The organism is Polynucleobacter parvulilacunae (genome assembly GCF_018881715.1).
Classification (GTDB): Bacteria; Pseudomonadota; Gammaproteobacteria; order Burkholderiales; family Burkholderiaceae; genus Polynucleobacter; species Polynucleobacter parvulilacunae.
This window is the reverse complement of record NZ_JACVPW010000013.1, coordinates 112,751-130,037: the sequence shown is the minus strand read 5'-3', so window position 1 is coordinate 130,037 and position 17,287 is coordinate 112,751. Positions and strand designations below refer to the sequence as shown.

Below are 17,287 nucleotides of genomic sequence, written 5' to 3'. Positions count from 1 at the left end.
AATTAATAAGAACTTTCCTACCTCGCTTTAAAGGTTTCCCGACAGATTCAAATGATTTTGATTTTTATTCTCTAAATCTTCAAACAATTAAATGAAATTAAGGGAAATATGAAATCAATTACCCCCGAAACGGAATATCTCAGCACCCGCCAAAGCGCCAAGGTTTTACAAGTTTCCTTGGGCACCGTTCAGAAAATGGTGGAATTGGGTGAATTAATTGCCTGGAAGACTCGGGGAGGACACCGTCGGATATTGGCAAGCTCATTAGAGCAACAATTGCAACGCAGAAAAAGAGCTATGCGGCAAAAGACCACCCAAAACTGTGTAGCTATGGGCATATTTAGAAGGTCAGAAAATGGCCAAGAATTAATGGAATCCATTGCCGATTGGCAACTTAAGGTAGACATGGAAATGGCAGTGGATAGCCTAGAGGGCTTAATGAAAGCAGTCTCAATCGCCCCTGATCTCATCTTTTTGGATGCTCTTATTCCGCCTGTTGAGCAAGTTCATTTAATACATTATTTGAGTAAAAACAAGGACACACAGCGTATACCTATTCTAGTAGATGAAGGCTTCATCAAACTTCATCCCGGTGTTGTTGCATTGGCGGATGAGAATTCTGGCGGGAAGCACCCTCTGAGTGAAAGCATCAAAAAGGAGCTTGAAAACGGTCTAATTGACCTTAATCCACTCATTATTGGCTACCCCGCTACCAATCCTGAGGCAGAGGGATCCTGGGTCCAGGGCGCCAGGCACGAGCTCTTGGAACCCCTCTTTATTGAGGCTCTGGCTAGAAAATGTGCTTAGAGATCAATTCAAGGATTAAGAAGATGTAACAATAAAGGCCGCTAATAGCGGCCTTTTATATTAAAGCTTAAGTAAAACAAGTGCTTAGATCAAATAGCTGCTACGATCTCTGCCCTCAATCCACTTTGGCGCCTTGCCGCGACCAGTCCAGGTTTCGCCTGTAGATGGATTGCGGTATTTGGGGGCAACCTTGCCGCCAGCACTCTTAACTCCCGCTTTACGACTAAACAAATCAGCAGCGCTAAGGTTGTATTGCTCGATAATTAGCTTCGCTTTGGCAATGCCATCAGCTTTTTCTAGCGCGATTGCTTCTTTAATCTGTTTATCCAACTGCTCGCGTTGGGCTAAAAGCTCTTTATAAGAAGGCATATTGTTTTCACTCTCCGAATAATGGTTTATGTACACGGAATATATAAAATCCGTATTAGCATTGGATTATATATAAACTAATCTGGTAAGCAATATATATTATTCGAATTAATTACCTATATTTATTGGTGTTATTTCAATTAAGTTTAATAAAAGACATAATCTTTATAAATATTATGCTTAATTAAAGTGCGCTTGATTTTCTGAGCATAAATGTACCGCTAGATTTAGCAGTTATCTCCCCTGCCTCATTCAAAACAATCGCTTCACAATAGTTAATTGTTTTGCCCGACTTCAGAATGGCGCCTTCCACCGCTATTTTGCCAATACTCGGGCGCAGGAAGCTGACAGTCATATCGATTGTCATAGCCCCTAAAGGAACGTCTGTGGTGCTTCTGGCGGCTGCCCCCATCGCAAAATCCAACAGAGTCATGATGACGCCCCCATGAGCAATACCAAAGCTGTTCTCGTACTCCGGCCTTATTTCTAGGCTAATGCGTGATTTACCATCTTTTGCATATTCAGGAACCACACCTAAGTGGGCTAAAAATGGAATCTTGAGACCGAAATATTCGATGGATTTATCTGTACTTGTCATGGAAGTATTGCTTTTATGGAGTGAAATTGAAAATGAATGGTCGGGGCGAGAGGATTTGAACCTCCGACCACATGCACCCCATGCATGTACGCTACCAGGCTGCGCTACGCCCCGACGAAAGACAAAATTGTAGCAGTAACTATTTAGAGAGAATCTGCAGAACGGCTTGCAATTCTTCACGAAGACGCAGGTCACCACGCGCTTCTTCAAGGCGATTTCGAGCGCCGCTGATCGTAAAGCCCTCTTCATATAGAAGTGAGCGAATCTTGCGAATTAAGACAACCTCATGATGTTGGTAATAGCGACGATTACCACGACGCTTCTGGGGGCTGAGCTGAGAAAACTCTTGCTCCCAATAACGCAGGACATGTGAACGAACACCGCAAAGATCCGCTACTTCACCAATAGTGAAATAGCGTTTAGCTGGTATGGGGGGAAGTTGAGAGCTCAGCAGTGCTGAGCTAGCATCAAACTCGGTTTTCTCGAGCATGTGACTCCACTACATCTTTAAGCTTTTGACTTGCGTGAAAAGTAACTACGCGTCTAGCTGCAATCGGAATCATTTGACCTGTCTTTGGATTTCGGCCAGGACGAGCCGATTTATTGCGCAACTGAAAATTACCAAAGCCTGAAATCTTGACTTCAACACCAGACTCAAGCGATTGACCAATGCGATCAAAAAAGGCATCAATCATATCTTTTGCTTCGCGCTTATTTAAGCCCACTTGATCAAAAAGAGCTTCAGATAGCTCATTTTTGGTAACGGTGTCGTTAGAAATCAATTCAGTCATTGCTTGTCTCTTTGGTAACTAATTAATTATTCGATTTATACCTAATATTAAACCTAGCGCAAACGGGCTGCGCACTTTTTCTCAACGGCGCCCAATAAAGCAGCCATTACTGCATCAATTTGGGGATCTTGCAATGTTTCATTAGGGTTTAACAGGGTGACGCGGAAAGCTAAACTTTTCTCATCATCCGCCATGCTGCTCGAACCTGCTTTGGGCTTGAACTCATCAAAGAGTTCAATATTGCGCACAAAGTTTTGTTTGCTAGCAGCCATTGCATCTAATAAAGATTGTGCAGAAACACTTTGCTTCACCACCAAAGCCAAATCGCGTTGTACCGCAGGGAATTTGCTTAACTCTTCAGGCACAGGCAAACCAAGCTCACGAATCGGATCTAAATCTAACTCAAATAGAACTGGTGCTTGTGGCAACTCATAGGCTTGCTGCAAACCAGGATGCAATTCGCCGATCCAACCGATGGAAATAGTATTCTTGCCAGCTTTTAATAAAACCTGAGCACAGCGGCCTGGATGCAATGCGGGATGCTGTGCAGCTTCCGTTAGAAAATGGAGAGGATCCAAAACGCGCTCTAGATCACCCTTCACATCAAAGAAATCTACCGCACGTGTTGCATTAGCCCATTGCTCAGGCACGAAGGGGCCGTAAGCAAGGCCGCCAATTTTTTGCGGTTGATGAAAGCCAGCTACTTTGCCTGCTTCTTCTTGTACAGCGGTATCACGCTTGAATACACGGCCAGTCTCGAACAAACGGACACGCCCTGCTCCACGGTTTAAATTAGCCTTGAGGTTATTTAGCAAACCACCCCATAGAGTGCTGCGCATCACACCATATTGACTGGCAATCGGGTTTAGCACTGCAATGACGTCTTTTTCAGTGGCGCCAGTTAAACGCTTTTCACTTTCAAGATCGGTAAAGCCAAAGTTCACTGCCTCTTGATAGCCTTGCAAAGCTAAACGTTGGCGTAATAAATGAACACCACGCTTTGCTTCCGCTTTAGCGCTCATTTTCAATGAGGCTACTGGAGGTTGATCTGGAATATTTTCAAAGCCGTACATACGTGCAACTTCTTCAATCAAATCTTCCTCGATTTCAATATCAAAACGATAGCTTGGAGGCGTAACGATAAATGTTTCGCTCTCTTGTTTGAATTCAAAACCAAGGCGTTTAAATACATCAGCAACCACTTCACTTGTAAGTGGAATACCTATAACCTTTTCTGCTCTGGCCAAGCGCATCTTGACTTGCTTACGCTCTGGAACATTTAATACTTGATCATCTACCGGGCCCGCTTGGCCACCACAAACCTCAATAATTAAGGCGCTAAGATACTCTAAGCAATTAACGGTATTTTGCGGATCAACGCCACGCTCAAAGCGATGCGCTGCATCCGTACTGAAATTAAAGCGACGGGCACGCCCTTGGATGGCTGAAGGCAGCCAATAAGCTGCTTCAACATAGATATTCTTGGTGTCGTCAGATACGGCACAGTGATTACCACCCATGATGCCGGCCAATGCAACAGGACCAGCTTGGTCAGCAACTACACCTGCATCTTGCATCTTGCCTGCAGAGTCTGGGCCCTGCAAAGCCACTGTTTGACCATTCAATAGCTCAAGCGTTTCACCTGGCTTAGCCCAGCGTACAGTGATATCACCATTCAGCTTATCAATATCAAATACGTGAGTAGGTTGACCCATTTCTAACATGACATAGTTAGAAAGATCTACCAATGCAGAAATACTTCTTTGGCCTGCACGAGTTAAACGCTGCACGATCCATTCAGGCGTTTTGGCTTGTGGATTTACACCACGAATTACACGACCGGCAAAGCGACCGCAAAGTTCCTTGCTCTCAACAGTCACTTTGCGCTGATCTTGAATACTTACCACTGGTGGAGTCCACTTTGGAGCACAGAGTGCAGCACCAGTAATCGCCGAAACCTCTCTTGCCATACCCATCAATGACAGGCAATCTGCTTTATTCGGAGTTAACTTAATAACAAAGATTTGATCATCCAAATCTAGGTATTCACGAATATCTTTTCCAACTGGTGCATCTGCAGGCAACTCTAAGATGCCCTCATGATCATCACCTAAACCAAGTTCGCGACCTGAGCACAACATGCCTTGGCTTTCTACGCCACGCAGTTTACCCACCTTAATCATGAAGGGCTTGCCACCAGCTTCAGCAGGTGGCAATTCAGCGCCAACCATAGCGCATGGAATCTTGATGCCAGCACGTGCATTGGGCGCGCCGCAAACGATTTGCAATTCTTGGCCTGTGCCAGCATCTACTTTGCAAACACGTAAGCGATCAGCATCAGGATGTTGCTCGGCCGATAATATTTGAGCGATAACAATTTTCGTAAATGCGGGCGCAACTGAGTGTTGCTCTTCAACCTCTAAACCGGCCATTGTCATTGCATGACCAAGCGCATCACTATCGAGTGATGGGTTTACATACTGACGAAGCCAAGATTCGGAAAATTGCATAGCGCTCTATATAAATTTGTAATATTGATTTGTTATGCAGGGAACTGCGCTAAGAAACGAAGATCATTTTCAAAGAAAAGGCGTAAGTCATCTACGCCGTAACGCAACATAGTTAAACGCTCTAAACCAGATCCAAAGGCAAATCCGGTATAGCGCTCTGGGTCGATACCCATATTGCGGAGAACGTTTGGATGAACCTGCCCTGCCCCGGAGATTTCCAACCAACGGCCGGCAAGCTTGCCGCTACCGAAAGCCATATCAATTTCAGCAGAAGGTTCTGTAAACGGGAAATAGGATGGGCGGAAACGAACTTGTAATGCATTCGTTTCAAAGAAGGTTCTTAAGAAGTCTGTATAGACGCCTTTGAGATCTGCAAATGAAACACTCTCAGCAATCCACAAGCCTTCGACCTGATGGAACATGGGTGAATGCGTTGCATCACTATCAACACGATAGGTCCTGCCTGGTGCAATCACTTTGATAGGTGGCATTACATCGGCGTTGGCATATTTCTTAACGTGCTCGCTCGCATAACGAACCTGAATTGGGCTGGTATGCGTACGCAATAACAAAGGCTTCTCATTGGAATCTTTGCCGTCGATATAAAAAGTGTCCTGCATGGAACGAGCAGGATGATTCTCAGGGCTATTTAAGGCGGTGAAATTAAACCAATCGGTTTCAATCTCAGGGCCATCTGCTACATCAAAACCAATCGAACGGAAGATCTCTTCAACGCGCTCCCAGGTGCGCATCACAGGATGCAAGCTACCTACTGCTTGGCCACGGCCAGGCAAGGAAACATCAATAGACTCCGCCGCAAGACGTTGCATCAACACAGCATCAGCCAAAGCTTGGCGACGCTCCTGTAATGCAGCTTCTACTTGGGTTTTGATTTGATTAATTTGGGCGCCAGCACTCTTGCGCTCCTCAGGCGACATTCCACCCAGCGCTTTTAAACGCTCAGTGAGAACACCTGACTTACCGAGATACTTGGCTTTCGCGTCCTCTAGAGCTGCCGCATCGGCAGCTCCAAGGAAATCGCGTTTAGCATCCTCGACAATGTGGTCGAGAGAAACCATTGCAGCTTAGTTTAGAAAACTAAGATTAAGCTGCAGCGTTTACTACGGATTTGATCCGAGTAACCAAAGCAGCGAAAGCCGCTTTGTCAGCAATGGCCATATCAGAAAGTACTTTGCGGTCGAGTTCGATCGCAGCTTTCTTCATACCATTCATGAATACGCTATAGGTCATGTCATGCTGACGAACTGCCGCGTTGATACGAGCAATCCACAAAGCACGGAATACACGTTTCTTATTACGACGGTCACGATATGCATATTGACCAGCACGCATAACCGCTTGCTTAGCAATACGGAATACGTTCTTACGACGGCCACGATAACCTGTAGCGGCATCGGTGATTTTCTTATGACGGGCTCTTGCTGTAACCCCACGTTTGACTCTTGGCATTTAATTCTCCTAATCTAGTCTGAGGTTAAGCGTATGGAAGCATGGAGCGAATTGACTTAACGTCAGCTTTCGCAACTTCTGTGGAACCACGGAGGTGACGCTTATTCTTTGTGGTCTTCTTGGTGAGGATGTGGCGTTTGAAAGCCTGACCTCGTTTAATCGTTCCGCCTGCGCGAACCGTGAAGCGCTTTTTAGCGCTACTCTTGCTCTTCATCTTGGGCATAAAGCACCCCTTCAATTACTTGTGCAACATAGGTGGTAACCGACGGTTACTCTTCCTGTACCCAGAAGCACTTCAAACTACCGACGCCTTTCAGCGCCTCCCTACATAAGAACCAGGTAGAACCTAGTTACTTAGCCTTACGAATGGGGGCCAATACCATCACCATCTGGCGGCCTTCCATCTTTGGAAACTGCTCAACTTGGCCGTACTCAACGAGGTCCAACTTCAAACGTTCCAACATTCTCACTCCGATTTCTTGGTGGGCCATTTCACGGCCCCGAAACCGCAGCGTAATCTTTGTCTTATCGCCATCTTCTAAAAAGCGGATTAGATTGCGTAGCTTCACACCGTAGTCACCATCATCAGTACCAGGGCGGAATTTAACTTCCTTCACCTGAATTACCTTTTGCTTCAGCTTAGCTTCATGCATCCGCTTAGCTTCTTGGTATTTGAATTTGCCGAAGTCCATGATGCGAACTACAGGTGGCACAGCCGTCGGAGCAATTTCAACCAAATCGGTTTCTTTCTCTTCTGCCAAAGCCAAGGCTTCACTCAACTTAACTACACCGATGGGTTCCCCATCAAGTCCAATCAAACGCACTTCAGGAGCAGTAATTTCCCGGTTAATGCGCTGCAATTTTTCAGTAGCGATCTTCTTAATTCCTATAAAAAAACAATAAAGACTGTTCTAACCCTAGCTAGGCTCGGGTCCGACTTTCTGGGATATATCCTGCTGGAGTCGGGCAACGAAGGCATCAAGAGGCATTACACCTAAATCCACTCCGCCACGGGCACGAACGGCCACCGTATTACTTTCAGATTCTTTATCCCCTACAACTAGCAAAAATGGGATCTTCTGTAATGCGTGCTCGCGTATTTTATACGTAATTTTCTCGTTCCGCAAATCCGATTCGACTCTAAACCCTTGTTTTTTCAGCAATTGCTGCACTTGTTGTGCATATGCAGCAGAATTTCCGGAGATATTGAGGACTACAGCCTGGGTCGGAGCAAGCCAAACTGGCATGTTTCCAGCGTGATTTTCGATCAAAATGCCGATAAAACGCTCTAAAGAGCCCACAATTGCCCTATGGAGCATGACTGGAGTCTTACGACTATTGTCTTCAGCAACATATTCAGCACCTAAACGGGCTGGCATGGAGAAATCGACCTGGATCGTGCCACATTGCCAAGTACGTCCAATGGAGTCTTTGAGGTGATATTCAATCTTGGGGCCATAAAAAGCACCCTCGCCTGGCAATTCTTCCCATTCTTGGCCAGAAGCCTTCAGAGCGCCACGCAGGGCTTCTTCCGCTTTATCCCAAATTGCGTCGTCACCAACGCGCTTAGCGGGACGTAAAGCGAGCTTTACAGCTACTTCGGTAAAGCCAAAATCTTGATACACAGCCCGCACTGCTTTGTCGAATGCTGCAACCTCAGACTGAATTTGATCTTCTGTACAGAAAATATGACCATCATCTTGTGTGAAACCACGCACACGCATCAAACCATGTAATGCACCAGATGGTTCATTGCGATGGCACTGACCAAATTCACCAAAGCGCAATGGCAACTCACGATAGCTATGCAACCCTGAGTTATAAATTTGTACGTGACCAGGACAGTTCATCGGCTTTAATGCGTAAGCACGATTTTCCGACTCAGTCGTGAACATGTTTTCTTTGTAGTTTTCCCAGTGGCCAGATTTTTCCCAAAGACCGCGATCCAAAATCTGTGGAGCTTTAACTTCTTGGTAGCCTTCTTGCTGATACACGCGACGCATGTATTGCTCAACCTCTTGCCAAATTGACCAACCTTTTGGATGCCAGAAAATTAAACCCGGCGCTTCTTCTTGGAAATGGAATAAATCGAGTTGCTTGCCGAGACGGCGGTGATCGCGCTTCTCAGATTCTTCAAGCATATGCAGATATGCGTCTTGGTCTTCTTTGCGCAACCAAGCGGTACCGTAAATACGCTGCAACATCTCATTCTTGCTATCGCCACGCCAGTAAGCACCAGCAAGCTTCATGAGCTTGAATACCTTGAGCTTACCTGTAGAAGGTACGTGGGGACCGCGACATAAGTCGGTGAACTTGCCTTCGGCATATAAGGAAACATCTTCACCCTGCGGAATGCTCGCAATCAATTCCGCTTTGTAGTTTTCGCCTTGTTTCTTGAAAAACTCAACAGCTTCATCGCGCGGCATTACAGTGCGGGTTACTGGCTCATCTTTTTTAGCGAGCTCAGTCATTTTCTTTTCTAAAGCAACTAAGTCATCCGGAGTGAATGGACGGTGATAGGAGAAGTCATAGTAAAAACCATTCTCGATCACTGGACCAATTGTGACTTGCGCTTCAGGAAATAATTCTTTAACGGCGTATGCCAATAAGTGCGCAGTAGAGTGACGCACAATCTCGAGCGCTTCCGGACTCTTGTCAGTGATGATGGCTAATTGACTGTCTTTATTAATCACAAAGCCGGTATCCACCATCTTGCCATCTACGATGCCACCTAAAGCAGCTTTTGCAAGACCACTGCCGATACTTTGAGCCACATCCGCTACGCGAACTGGTGCCTCAAACTCTCGTTTTGATCCATCGGGCAGAGTAACTACAAGCATGATGACCCCATCTTATTTACTGAACTTCATTACTGACATCTTTCCCAAAAAGAAAGCGCGGTAGCTTTTGGGCATCCGCGCCTCTTTGGATCTCCTGATGGAGCTCCTTTTTGGGTCTTATTCGTTGGTAGGCTCGATTGGACTCGAACCAACGACCCCCACCATGTCAAGGTGGTGCTCTAACCAGCTGAGCTACGAGCCTATACAGCCATAGAGTTTATCACCGGCGACGCACTTGGGTGACCCCTTTGACCTCTTCTAAGCTGTTTTGAACCAGTCGAAGCACCTCGGAATCCTTGACCTCAATCGTTAAAAGGATCTGAGCAAGACCTTTTTTGGCGGATTTACGTAGATCAATGACGTGGACACCCTGCCTGGTGAGAATCTCAAAGAGCTCCCGCATTAACTCGGGGCGATCTAAACCAGCTACCACCAAATCCGCGGGGAATACCCGTTTTTGCTCTTGTTGCGCTACAGGATCCGCCGCAGAAGCAGTCCAAGCCGTCTGAATTACACGCTCAGGCGCCCTTTCCAATAAACCCCTAAAGGTTTTGCAGGAGCGACGATGAATCGAGACACCCCTGCCTTGCGTCACAAAACCTGCAATCGCATCCGGAGGAACTGGTCGGCAGCAACGCGCCAACTGCGTGAGCAGTGAATCCACCCCAACAACCAAGACATCTCCACCTCTTCCCGGTTTGTGGGTGCTATTACGCAAAACAATTTCGGGTATCACTGGAGCAATCTTGCTCTCGGGGTTGACCTCAAGTTTATTTTCTACAGACTTAGTAGATTGGCCAGCCTCTTCATCATCCAGCGCATTAAACCAAGCGCGTACTCGTTGACGCGCTCTTTGTGAGCGTACGTAGTTTTTATCAGGACTAATCCAGTCTCGTGAAGGGCCACCATGTTTAACCGCAATGATCTCAATAGTTTGACCATTTTTTAATGCGGTCTCTAGCGGCACCATAGCGCCATCGACTCGAGCACCTCTACAGCGATGACCTAAGTTGGTATGCACCGCATAAGCAAAATCTATTGGCGTTGAACCCTTCTCCAAAGAGATCACCTTTCCCAATGGAGTGAGCACATAAATATGATCATCAATCTCGTGATGCTTTAGCTGCTCCCAAGCATCTTCTTTCCAGGAGATTAGCTGACGGGCCCAAGCAATCTGCCGCTCATAGGCAACTTCAGCACTATGTGTGCCTTGCTGATGATTGACGCTGGGCTTATTGGTTTTTGCAGGATTGGGTGGCGTTGCCATGCCTGCGTATGCACCTTCTTTATAGCGCCAGTGCGCAGCCAAACCATACTCAGCCTGCTGATGCATTTCTTGTGTGCGCACCTGGATCTCAAACGCAGTGCCATCCTCATTCATCACCACTGTATGGAGGGATTGATATCCGTTCGGTTTAGGACGCGCAATGTAATCATCAAACTCCCTGGGCACTGGCTGCCAAACGTTATGCACGATACCTAATACGGCATAACAAGATTTAACATCGTCTACCAATACCCGAAATGCTCTGACGTCATACAGATTAGCAAAGTCCAAAGATTTACCCTCCATCTTTTTCCAGATGCTATAGATATGTTTTGGCCTACCAAGCACTTCGCCATCAATTTGCGCCGCTTTTAATTCTTCTTTTAGCTGCAAGACAATTTGATCAATGAAAGATTGGCGCTCAATGCGTTTTGCATCCAGCATTTTGGCAATCTCGCGATAAGTCACTGGTGACAAAGCTCGAAATGCTAAGTCCTCCATCTCCCACTTCATTTGCCAGATACCTAGGCGATTAGCCAATGAGGCATCGATATTGAGTATCTCTTGCGCCCAAGCAGCAGGCATGTCTATCTTTTCTTGTGTGATCCAGCGGAGGGTTTGCAAGCGGGAGGCAAGATAGATTAGAACTACTCGAAGATCATCACCAAACGCCAAAAGCATTTTGCGCAACATCTCTTCTTGACCCGTAACACTTAAGCCACCATCATCACGCACTAACTTTGCCTGTGCTTGACGCAAGCCTCGATAGCCAATCAGTAACTTCGCAGGCTCCTCGCCAATGAGCTTGATGAGCGCCTCTTTGCCGTGTGTCCGAGCAATATTGCTTGCAGCAGTTAAGCTTGCTTCATCAAGATTGAGGGTTTGCAATATTTGCAATACGCCAGCAGCATGTACTTCCGCCGGCTCGCCGTACCAAGCATCATCAAAGATTGGTGCTTTATCTAAATTGCTAGGGTTGTTTGCCATCGGCAACTAAAGTGATTGGGGAGTAATTAACTAAAGAACTCTTTTGCTAAAGCAATCTGCTCGGGCTTCACGAATGCAGGCGCATGACCCACATTTGGAATCTCAATGCTGCGCGCATAAGGATTGACTTTACACATTTCTGCAACAGTAGCTGCGGATAGTAAGTCAGAAACTCCGCCACGAACAATCAACATCGGAATGTGAATTTGTTTAAAAGCATGCCACATCGCCATCTCACCAGCCTTGGCCATGATGGGATTTACTGATGCGAATGGCACTGAGATATCTGGGTCGTAATGCATGATCCATTTGCCCTCTTTTTGAACCAATATCGGGCCGTTATAGATTTCCCATTCCTGCGGAGTGTGTTCGCCAAAACTAGCGCAGATTTCATTTAAGCGATTAAGTGCATCAGTGCGACTTGCAAAGGCAAATGGCTGACCAACATAAGAACCCAAACGCTTGATTGCCTCTGGCTCAATCTTCGGACCCACATCATTAATCAACATGCGACGTATAGGGGAGTTCGGTATAGCGGCATACACCATACCAATGAGGCCGCCCATAGATGTACCAAACCAGTCAACCTGAGTAACGCCGAGCTTTTTAACGAGCGTAGCAATGTCTGTAACGTACTGAGGTACGGCATACATCATTGGATTAGATAAGCGATCAGAGTCGCCTCTACCAACGACATCTGGGCACACAACGTAATAGTCTTTGCACATGGCCTGCGCGAGCGTCTTAAAGTCACTGCCGCGTCTTGTTAAGCCATGAACGCATAGCAATACTTTATTACCTGGATTTCCCCAAACGTGATAAGCCATGCGGTATTTCTCATCGCCACTGGAGCACTCTACATAAAAAGTTTCTCCATCATGAAATACATTTGCCGCCTGAGCTTCGTTATGCACCTCATGGCTTGCATGGCCATGCTCATGATCGTGATCATCGCCCACCTCTTCTGGCTGCAGAGTCACGTGATCGATACCATGCTTATCTAGAAGCATTGCATTAATACGAGCCATGATTGCGGGCCACTCTTGCATATTAGCGATCTCTATATGCCCAATCAATGCAGGAAAGCTAGGCGTCATTTCCCAGACATGCAAATCATGGACTGCGAGCACGCCAGGAATATTTCTTAAATCAGTACCCACTTGCAAGTAGTCAATATGAAGAGGCACCCCTTCCATTAGGAAGTGATAGGACTCATGAAGAATAGAGATCGTTGATTTCAGAATTAGGAGTGAGACCAGAATAGAGAGAATCGCGTCAATCGGCATCCAGCCGGTAAGCTGAATAACAATACCGGCAATCAGCGCGGCTACGGACCCCAAGAGATCACCCATCACATGGACGAGCGCTGCACGGGTATTTACACTCTTCTTGTCGCGAGAAAGCACCCATGCCACTACGATATTCATCAGAAGGCCGATTGTTGCCACAACAGTCACAGTTAAGCCATCGACCTTATGGGGATTGGCGAAACGACTTACAGCTTCAATCACAATCCATAAAACTAAGGCAAGCATCGCAATACTATTGACAAACGCGGCTAGAGCTTCCGCACGTCCAAAACCAAAAGAATGTTTCGGAGATGGTGGACGACGAGAAATAATTTGCGCCAACAAAGCCAGGCCCAAAGCTGCAGCATCGGTCACCATATGACCAGCATCCGAGATCAGCGCTAGAGAATTAGCAAAATACGCGGCGGCACCCTCAACCCCTGAAAATCCTAGGGTGAGGATTAAAGCAATCAACAACAGATTTTGATTTGAGACTTGCTTGCTATGGGTGTGTTTTGCATCACCCTTTTTATGGGCGTGGAGCGAAGGATCGATACCGGTGCTCATCTTTGGCGCAGAGGGTTTTGAATGAGAAAAATGGGATCCTGACATAGTGATCCCATTATTTCATTCATCTGAATAAATTGCTCAGAAACCCGTTGTGTCGACAGGGGCTCCTGTCTTAGCAATAACCTCTTCTTTGGTCACGCCCGGAGCCAGTTCAGTTAACTTCAAACCTTTAGGGGTGATATCCAAAACACACAGATCGGTAATGATCTGGCTAATTACACCCACACCAGTCAATGGCAATGTGCACTTCGGCAAAATTTTGAGCTCTTCAGTGCCGTCTTTTTTCTTAGCAACGTGCTCCATCAGAACAACAACGTGCTTCACGCCAGCCACTAAGTCCATCGCACCGCCCATGCCTTTAACCATTTTTCCTGGAATCATCCAGTTGGCCAAGTCACCATGCTCGCTTACCTGCATGGCACCCAAAATCGCAATATTAATTTTGCCGCCACGAATCATTCCAAATGAGTCAGCAGAAGAGAAAATAGATGAGCCAGGCAAAGTCGTAATAGTTTGCTTACCGGCATTGATTAAATCCGCATCAATAGTTTCTTCCGTTGGAAATGGTCCGATACCTAATAAACCATTTTCAGATTGAAGCCATACCTCCATATCTTTAGGTACATGGTTTGCAACTAGGGTTGGCATACCAATACCAAGGTTCACGTAGTAACCGTCTTTTAATTCTTTAGCAGCGCGTGCTGCCATCTCATCTCTAGTCCAAGGCATTTCAATCTTCCTAAGTATTTTGTTCTATTGCTGTTCTATTGCTTTAGTGTTCGGGGGATTACGCTTTTGCAGTCATAGTGCGCTGCTCGATGCGCTTTTCTGGCGTCTTATGCAGTACCAAGCGGTGCACATAGATACCAGGTGTGTGAATCTGATCAGGATGCAACTGTCCGTTCTCTACGATCTCCTCAACTTCAGCAACAGTAATCTTGCCAGCCATTGCTACAACTGGATTGAAGTTACGCGCTGTATAGCGATAGACCAAGTTACCAGACTTATCTGCCTTCCAAGCTTTTACTAAAGAGATATCAGAAACGATTGAACGCTCCATGATGTATTTCTCGCCATCAAATTCTTTTTCCTCTTTACCTTCAGCAACCAAAGTACCAACACCGGTTTTGGTATAGAAAGCAGGAATGCCGCAACCACCAGCGCGCAATTTTTCGGCCAAGGTTCCTTGCGGAGTAAATTCCAACTCCAACTCACCTGCTAAGTACTGACGCTCAAATTCTTTGTTCTCACCTACATATGAGGCAACCATTTTTTTAACTTGGCGTGAATTGAGCAATAACCCCAAACCAAAGCCATCTACACCAGCGTTATTAGCAATTGCTGTCAGGTTCTGAGCGCCTAAATCCTTAACTGCTTGAATTAAAGCCTCAGGAATGCCACAAAGTCCAAAACCGCCAACAGCCAACTTTTGTCCGTCTTTTAAGATATCCCGTAGGGCATCAACCGCCGATGGGTAAGTTTTGTTCATAACATTTGTCCTAATATTGCCAAAATGAGTAAAAAAGCAATCATAACGCTTCAGACTCCCTAAACTAGGCGGTCTTGGCACTAAATCGGTTTTTATCAGTTAGAACTAAACTATTAGGGCTTAAATGCCCTATTTTTGAGATATTTCGGAGAATTTGAATGAATGCTGCAGAGCTGGTAGCGCAATTTGGACCTAGAGACTCTATGGACTATGACCTTGTCATTGTCGGGGGTGGGCCTGCTGGCTTGTCGGCAGCTATCAAAGCAAAGCAATTAGCAAATGCATCCGGCAAAGAGATTAGCGTCTGTGTGCTGGAAAAAGGTTCTGAGATCGGCGCCCATATTCTTTCTGGCGCAGTCATGGATCCGAAAGCACTGACCGAACTATTCCCCGATTGGAAAGAATTAGGTGCCCCACTAGATACAGAGGTCACGCAAGATCAGTTTTTATTCTTAACGAGTGATAGCTCGTATCAAGTTCCAAATTGGATGTTGCCGCACTGCTTTAAAAATGAAGGTAACTACATTGTCAGTCTCGCGAACGTCACTCGCTGGCTCGGACAACAAGCCGAGAATCTCGGTGTTGAAATTTTCCCGGGCTTTCCTGCTGCAGAAATTCTTTATAACGAGCATGGTGCTGTATGCGGAGTCATTACTGGATCAATGGGTCTGGATAAAGAAGGTAATCCAACGGATCAGTTCCAGCTTGGTATGGAATTGCGTGGCAAGTACACTCTCTTCGCTGAAGGCTCACGCGGCCATCTTGGCAAGCAACTGATTGCTAAGTTTGCACTAGACAAAGATGCTGACCCGCAGAGTTATGGCATTGGCATTAAAGAGCTATGGGAAGTAGAGCCTTCCAAGAGCAAGCCTGGACTGGTAGTGCATACCGCTGGCTGGCCATTGGAGAGCGATACCTATGGTGGATCCTTCCTCTATCACCTTGGTGATAACAAGGTTGCAGTTGGCTTGGTGGTAGGCCTTTCTTATAAGAATCCATACCTCTCTCCTTTTGAAGAATTCCAACGCTATAAATTGCATCCGAAGATTCGTGAAACATTTGAAGGCGGAAAACGCATCGCTTATGGTGCACGTGCACTGACTGCCGGCGGATTAAATAGTCTTCCTAAAACTGTATTTCCAGGTGGTGCACTGATTGGTTGTGATGCTGGCTATTTGAATGCATCACGCATCAAAGGTAGTCATGCCGCAATTAAGACCGGCATGCTTGCTGCCGAAGCGGCAGTTGCAGCAATCAATGAAAATCGTTCTAAAGATGTTTTGTCTGCATACCCTACTGCATTCCAAAACAGCTGGTTACATACCGAACTCAATCAAGCCCGTAACTTCAAACCATGGATGTCCAAGGGGCTCTATGTTGGCACCTTGATGGTTGGATTGGAGCAAAAGCTTTTGGGCGGCAATATGCCATGGACTGTGCATTTAAAGCATGCAGATCATGAATGCCTCGAGCCAGCAGCAAAACATAAGACGATTGATTATCCAAAGCCTGATGGCAAGCTTACGTTTGATCGCCTCTCGTCTGTGTTTATCTCAAATACAAACCATGCCGAGAATCAACCCATTCATTTAACTCTGAAGAATGATTCGGTTCCTGTAGGCGTGAACCTTGAAACCTATGCAGGCCCTGAGCAACGCTACTGCCCCGCTGGTGTCTATGAGTTTGTCGAAACCGACGGCAAAGCCCGCTTGCAAATTAATTCGCAGAACTGCGTTCATTGCAAAACCTGCGACATTAAAGACCCAACCCAGAACATTGTCTGGGTTACGCCAGAAGGTGGCGGCGGTCCAAACTATGCGTCTATGTAAAGCAATGCAACACAACAAACCCCGGCTAGATACCGGGGTTTTTCATCTCAACACAATTAAATAAATAGCGTTATATTTAAGCCATGATGATCCTACACACTATGCTTCGCGTCGGCGACTTGAATCACTCGATTGGTTTCTACACCAAAGTATTGGGTATGAATTTACTGCGCACTACAGAGCGTCCTGAGCAAAAGTACTCGCTTGCTTTTGTGGGCTTTGGTAAAGGCAATGGCGATGGTCAATCTGAGATTGAGCTTACCTATAACCATGGTGTTCATAGCTATGAAATGGGCACAGCCTACGGACATATTGCAATCGAAGTGCCCGACGCTTACGCAGCTTGCGCGGCTATTAAGGCAGCTGGCGGTAATGTTACCCGTGAGGCTGGCCCAGTTGCTGGCGGTGACACCATCATCGCGTTTGTTACCGATCCTGACGGCTACAAAATAGAACTTATTCAGCGCTAAT

At 46.3% G+C, this 17,287-nt stretch carries 17 protein-coding genes and 2 tRNA genes; 3 read left to right on the top strand and 16 right to left on the bottom strand.

From position 1 onward, the window contains the following. The first annotated feature begins 108 nt into the window (after positions 1-108). On the top strand, positions 109-807 hold the full coding sequence (locus ICN18_RS09090; RefSeq protein ID WP_216190183.1) for a helix-turn-helix domain-containing protein: 699 nt from the start codon (positions 109-111) through the stop codon (positions 805-807). Between the two features lie 84 nt (positions 808-891). Here ICN18_RS09090 and ICN18_RS09085 read toward each other — a convergent pair whose 3' ends face one another. From ICN18_RS09085 to ICN18_RS09010, 16 genes are all read right to left on the bottom strand, one after another. Further along, a complete protein-coding gene (locus ICN18_RS09085) occupies positions 892-1,176 on the bottom strand; it encodes an H-NS histone family protein (protein ID WP_216190182.1) in 285 nt (94 codons plus the stop codon). Between the two features lie 184 nt (positions 1,177-1,360). Then, the gene (locus ICN18_RS09080; RefSeq protein WP_216190181.1) at positions 1,361-1,774 is read right to left on the bottom strand and encodes a PaaI family thioesterase; all 414 of its coding nucleotides are present in this window, start codon (positions 1,772-1,774) and stop codon (positions 1,361-1,363) included. A 37-nt stretch (positions 1,775-1,811) separates the two neighbouring features. Beyond that, a tRNA-Pro gene (locus ICN18_RS09075) sits at positions 1,812-1,888 on the bottom strand. Positions 1,889-1,913: 25 nt separating this feature from the next. Then, positions 1,914-2,264: a MerR family transcriptional regulator gene (locus ICN18_RS09070; protein ID WP_216190180.1), complete on the bottom strand. Its 351-nt coding sequence runs from the start codon at positions 2,262-2,264 to the stop codon at positions 1,914-1,916. Further along, positions 2,242-2,565, bottom strand: coding sequence for an integration host factor subunit alpha (locus ICN18_RS09065; protein ID WP_216190179.1), 324 nt, complete (start codon positions 2,563-2,565; stop codon positions 2,242-2,244). Before ICN18_RS09065 ends, ICN18_RS09070 begins: the two co-directional genes overlap by 23 nt. Positions 2,566-2,618: 53 nt before the next feature. Beyond that, on the bottom strand, positions 2,619-5,075 hold the full coding sequence (gene pheT, locus ICN18_RS09060) for a phenylalanine--tRNA ligase subunit beta (protein ID WP_216190178.1): 2,457 nt from the start codon (positions 5,073-5,075) through the stop codon (positions 2,619-2,621). A 32-nt stretch (positions 5,076-5,107) separates the two neighbouring features. Continuing rightward, positions 5,108-6,154, bottom strand: a complete 1,047-nt coding sequence (gene pheS / locus ICN18_RS09055) for a phenylalanine--tRNA ligase subunit alpha (protein WP_216190177.1) — start codon at positions 6,152-6,154, stop codon at positions 5,108-5,110. Positions 6,155-6,179: 25 nt separating this feature from the next. Then, entirely contained in the window at positions 6,180-6,545 is a 366-nt protein-coding gene (rplT, locus tag ICN18_RS09050; RefSeq protein WP_011902675.1) for a 50S ribosomal protein L20, read from the bottom strand. Positions 6,546-6,570: 25 nt separating this feature from the next. Then, a complete protein-coding gene (gene rpmI / locus ICN18_RS09045) occupies positions 6,571-6,768 on the bottom strand; it encodes a 50S ribosomal protein L35 (RefSeq protein ID WP_011902674.1) in 198 nt (65 codons plus the stop codon). A 127-nt stretch (positions 6,769-6,895) separates the two neighbouring features. Continuing rightward, on the bottom strand, positions 6,896-7,435 hold the full coding sequence (infC, locus tag ICN18_RS09040; RefSeq protein WP_439650829.1) for a translation initiation factor IF-3: 540 nt from the start codon (positions 7,433-7,435) through the stop codon (positions 6,896-6,898). Between the two features lie 27 nt (positions 7,436-7,462). Continuing rightward, entirely contained in the window at positions 7,463-9,385 is a 1,923-nt protein-coding gene (gene thrS / locus ICN18_RS09035) for a threonine--tRNA ligase (protein WP_216190176.1), read from the bottom strand. Between the two features lie 125 nt (positions 9,386-9,510). After that, positions 9,511-9,587: transfer RNA gene (locus ICN18_RS09030), tRNA-Val, on the bottom strand. An 18-nt stretch (positions 9,588-9,605) separates the two neighbouring features. Beyond that, positions 9,606-11,639 (bottom strand): RelA/SpoT family protein, encoded by a 2,034-nt coding sequence (locus ICN18_RS09025; RefSeq protein ID WP_216190175.1) that lies wholly within the window; start codon positions 11,637-11,639, stop codon positions 9,606-9,608. Between the two features lie 26 nt (positions 11,640-11,665). Continuing rightward, entirely contained in the window at positions 11,666-13,540 is a 1,875-nt protein-coding gene (locus ICN18_RS10535) for an alpha/beta fold hydrolase (RefSeq protein WP_369411884.1), read from the bottom strand. Positions 13,541-13,576: 36 nt separating this feature from the next. Further along, complete coding sequence (locus ICN18_RS09015; RefSeq protein WP_068321494.1) at positions 13,577-14,227, bottom strand: CoA transferase subunit B; 651 nt, start codon at positions 14,225-14,227, stop codon at positions 13,577-13,579. A gap of 58 nt (positions 14,228-14,285) precedes the next feature. Then, a complete protein-coding gene (locus tag ICN18_RS09010; RefSeq protein WP_216190174.1) occupies positions 14,286-14,987 on the bottom strand; it encodes a CoA transferase subunit A in 702 nt (233 codons plus the stop codon). A 158-nt stretch (positions 14,988-15,145) separates the two neighbouring features. Here ICN18_RS09010 and ICN18_RS09005 point away from each other — a divergent pair, with 158 nt between their 5' ends. Both ICN18_RS09005 and gloA read left to right on the top strand, forming a co-directional pair. After that, positions 15,146-16,816, top strand: coding sequence for an electron transfer flavoprotein-ubiquinone oxidoreductase (locus ICN18_RS09005; RefSeq protein ID WP_216190173.1), 1,671 nt, complete (start codon positions 15,146-15,148; stop codon positions 16,814-16,816). 83 nt (positions 16,817-16,899) lie between these two features. Continuing rightward, a complete protein-coding gene (gene gloA / locus ICN18_RS09000) occupies positions 16,900-17,286 on the top strand; it encodes a lactoylglutathione lyase (protein ID WP_216190172.1) in 387 nt (128 codons plus the stop codon). Position 17,287: the final 1 nt, after the last annotated feature.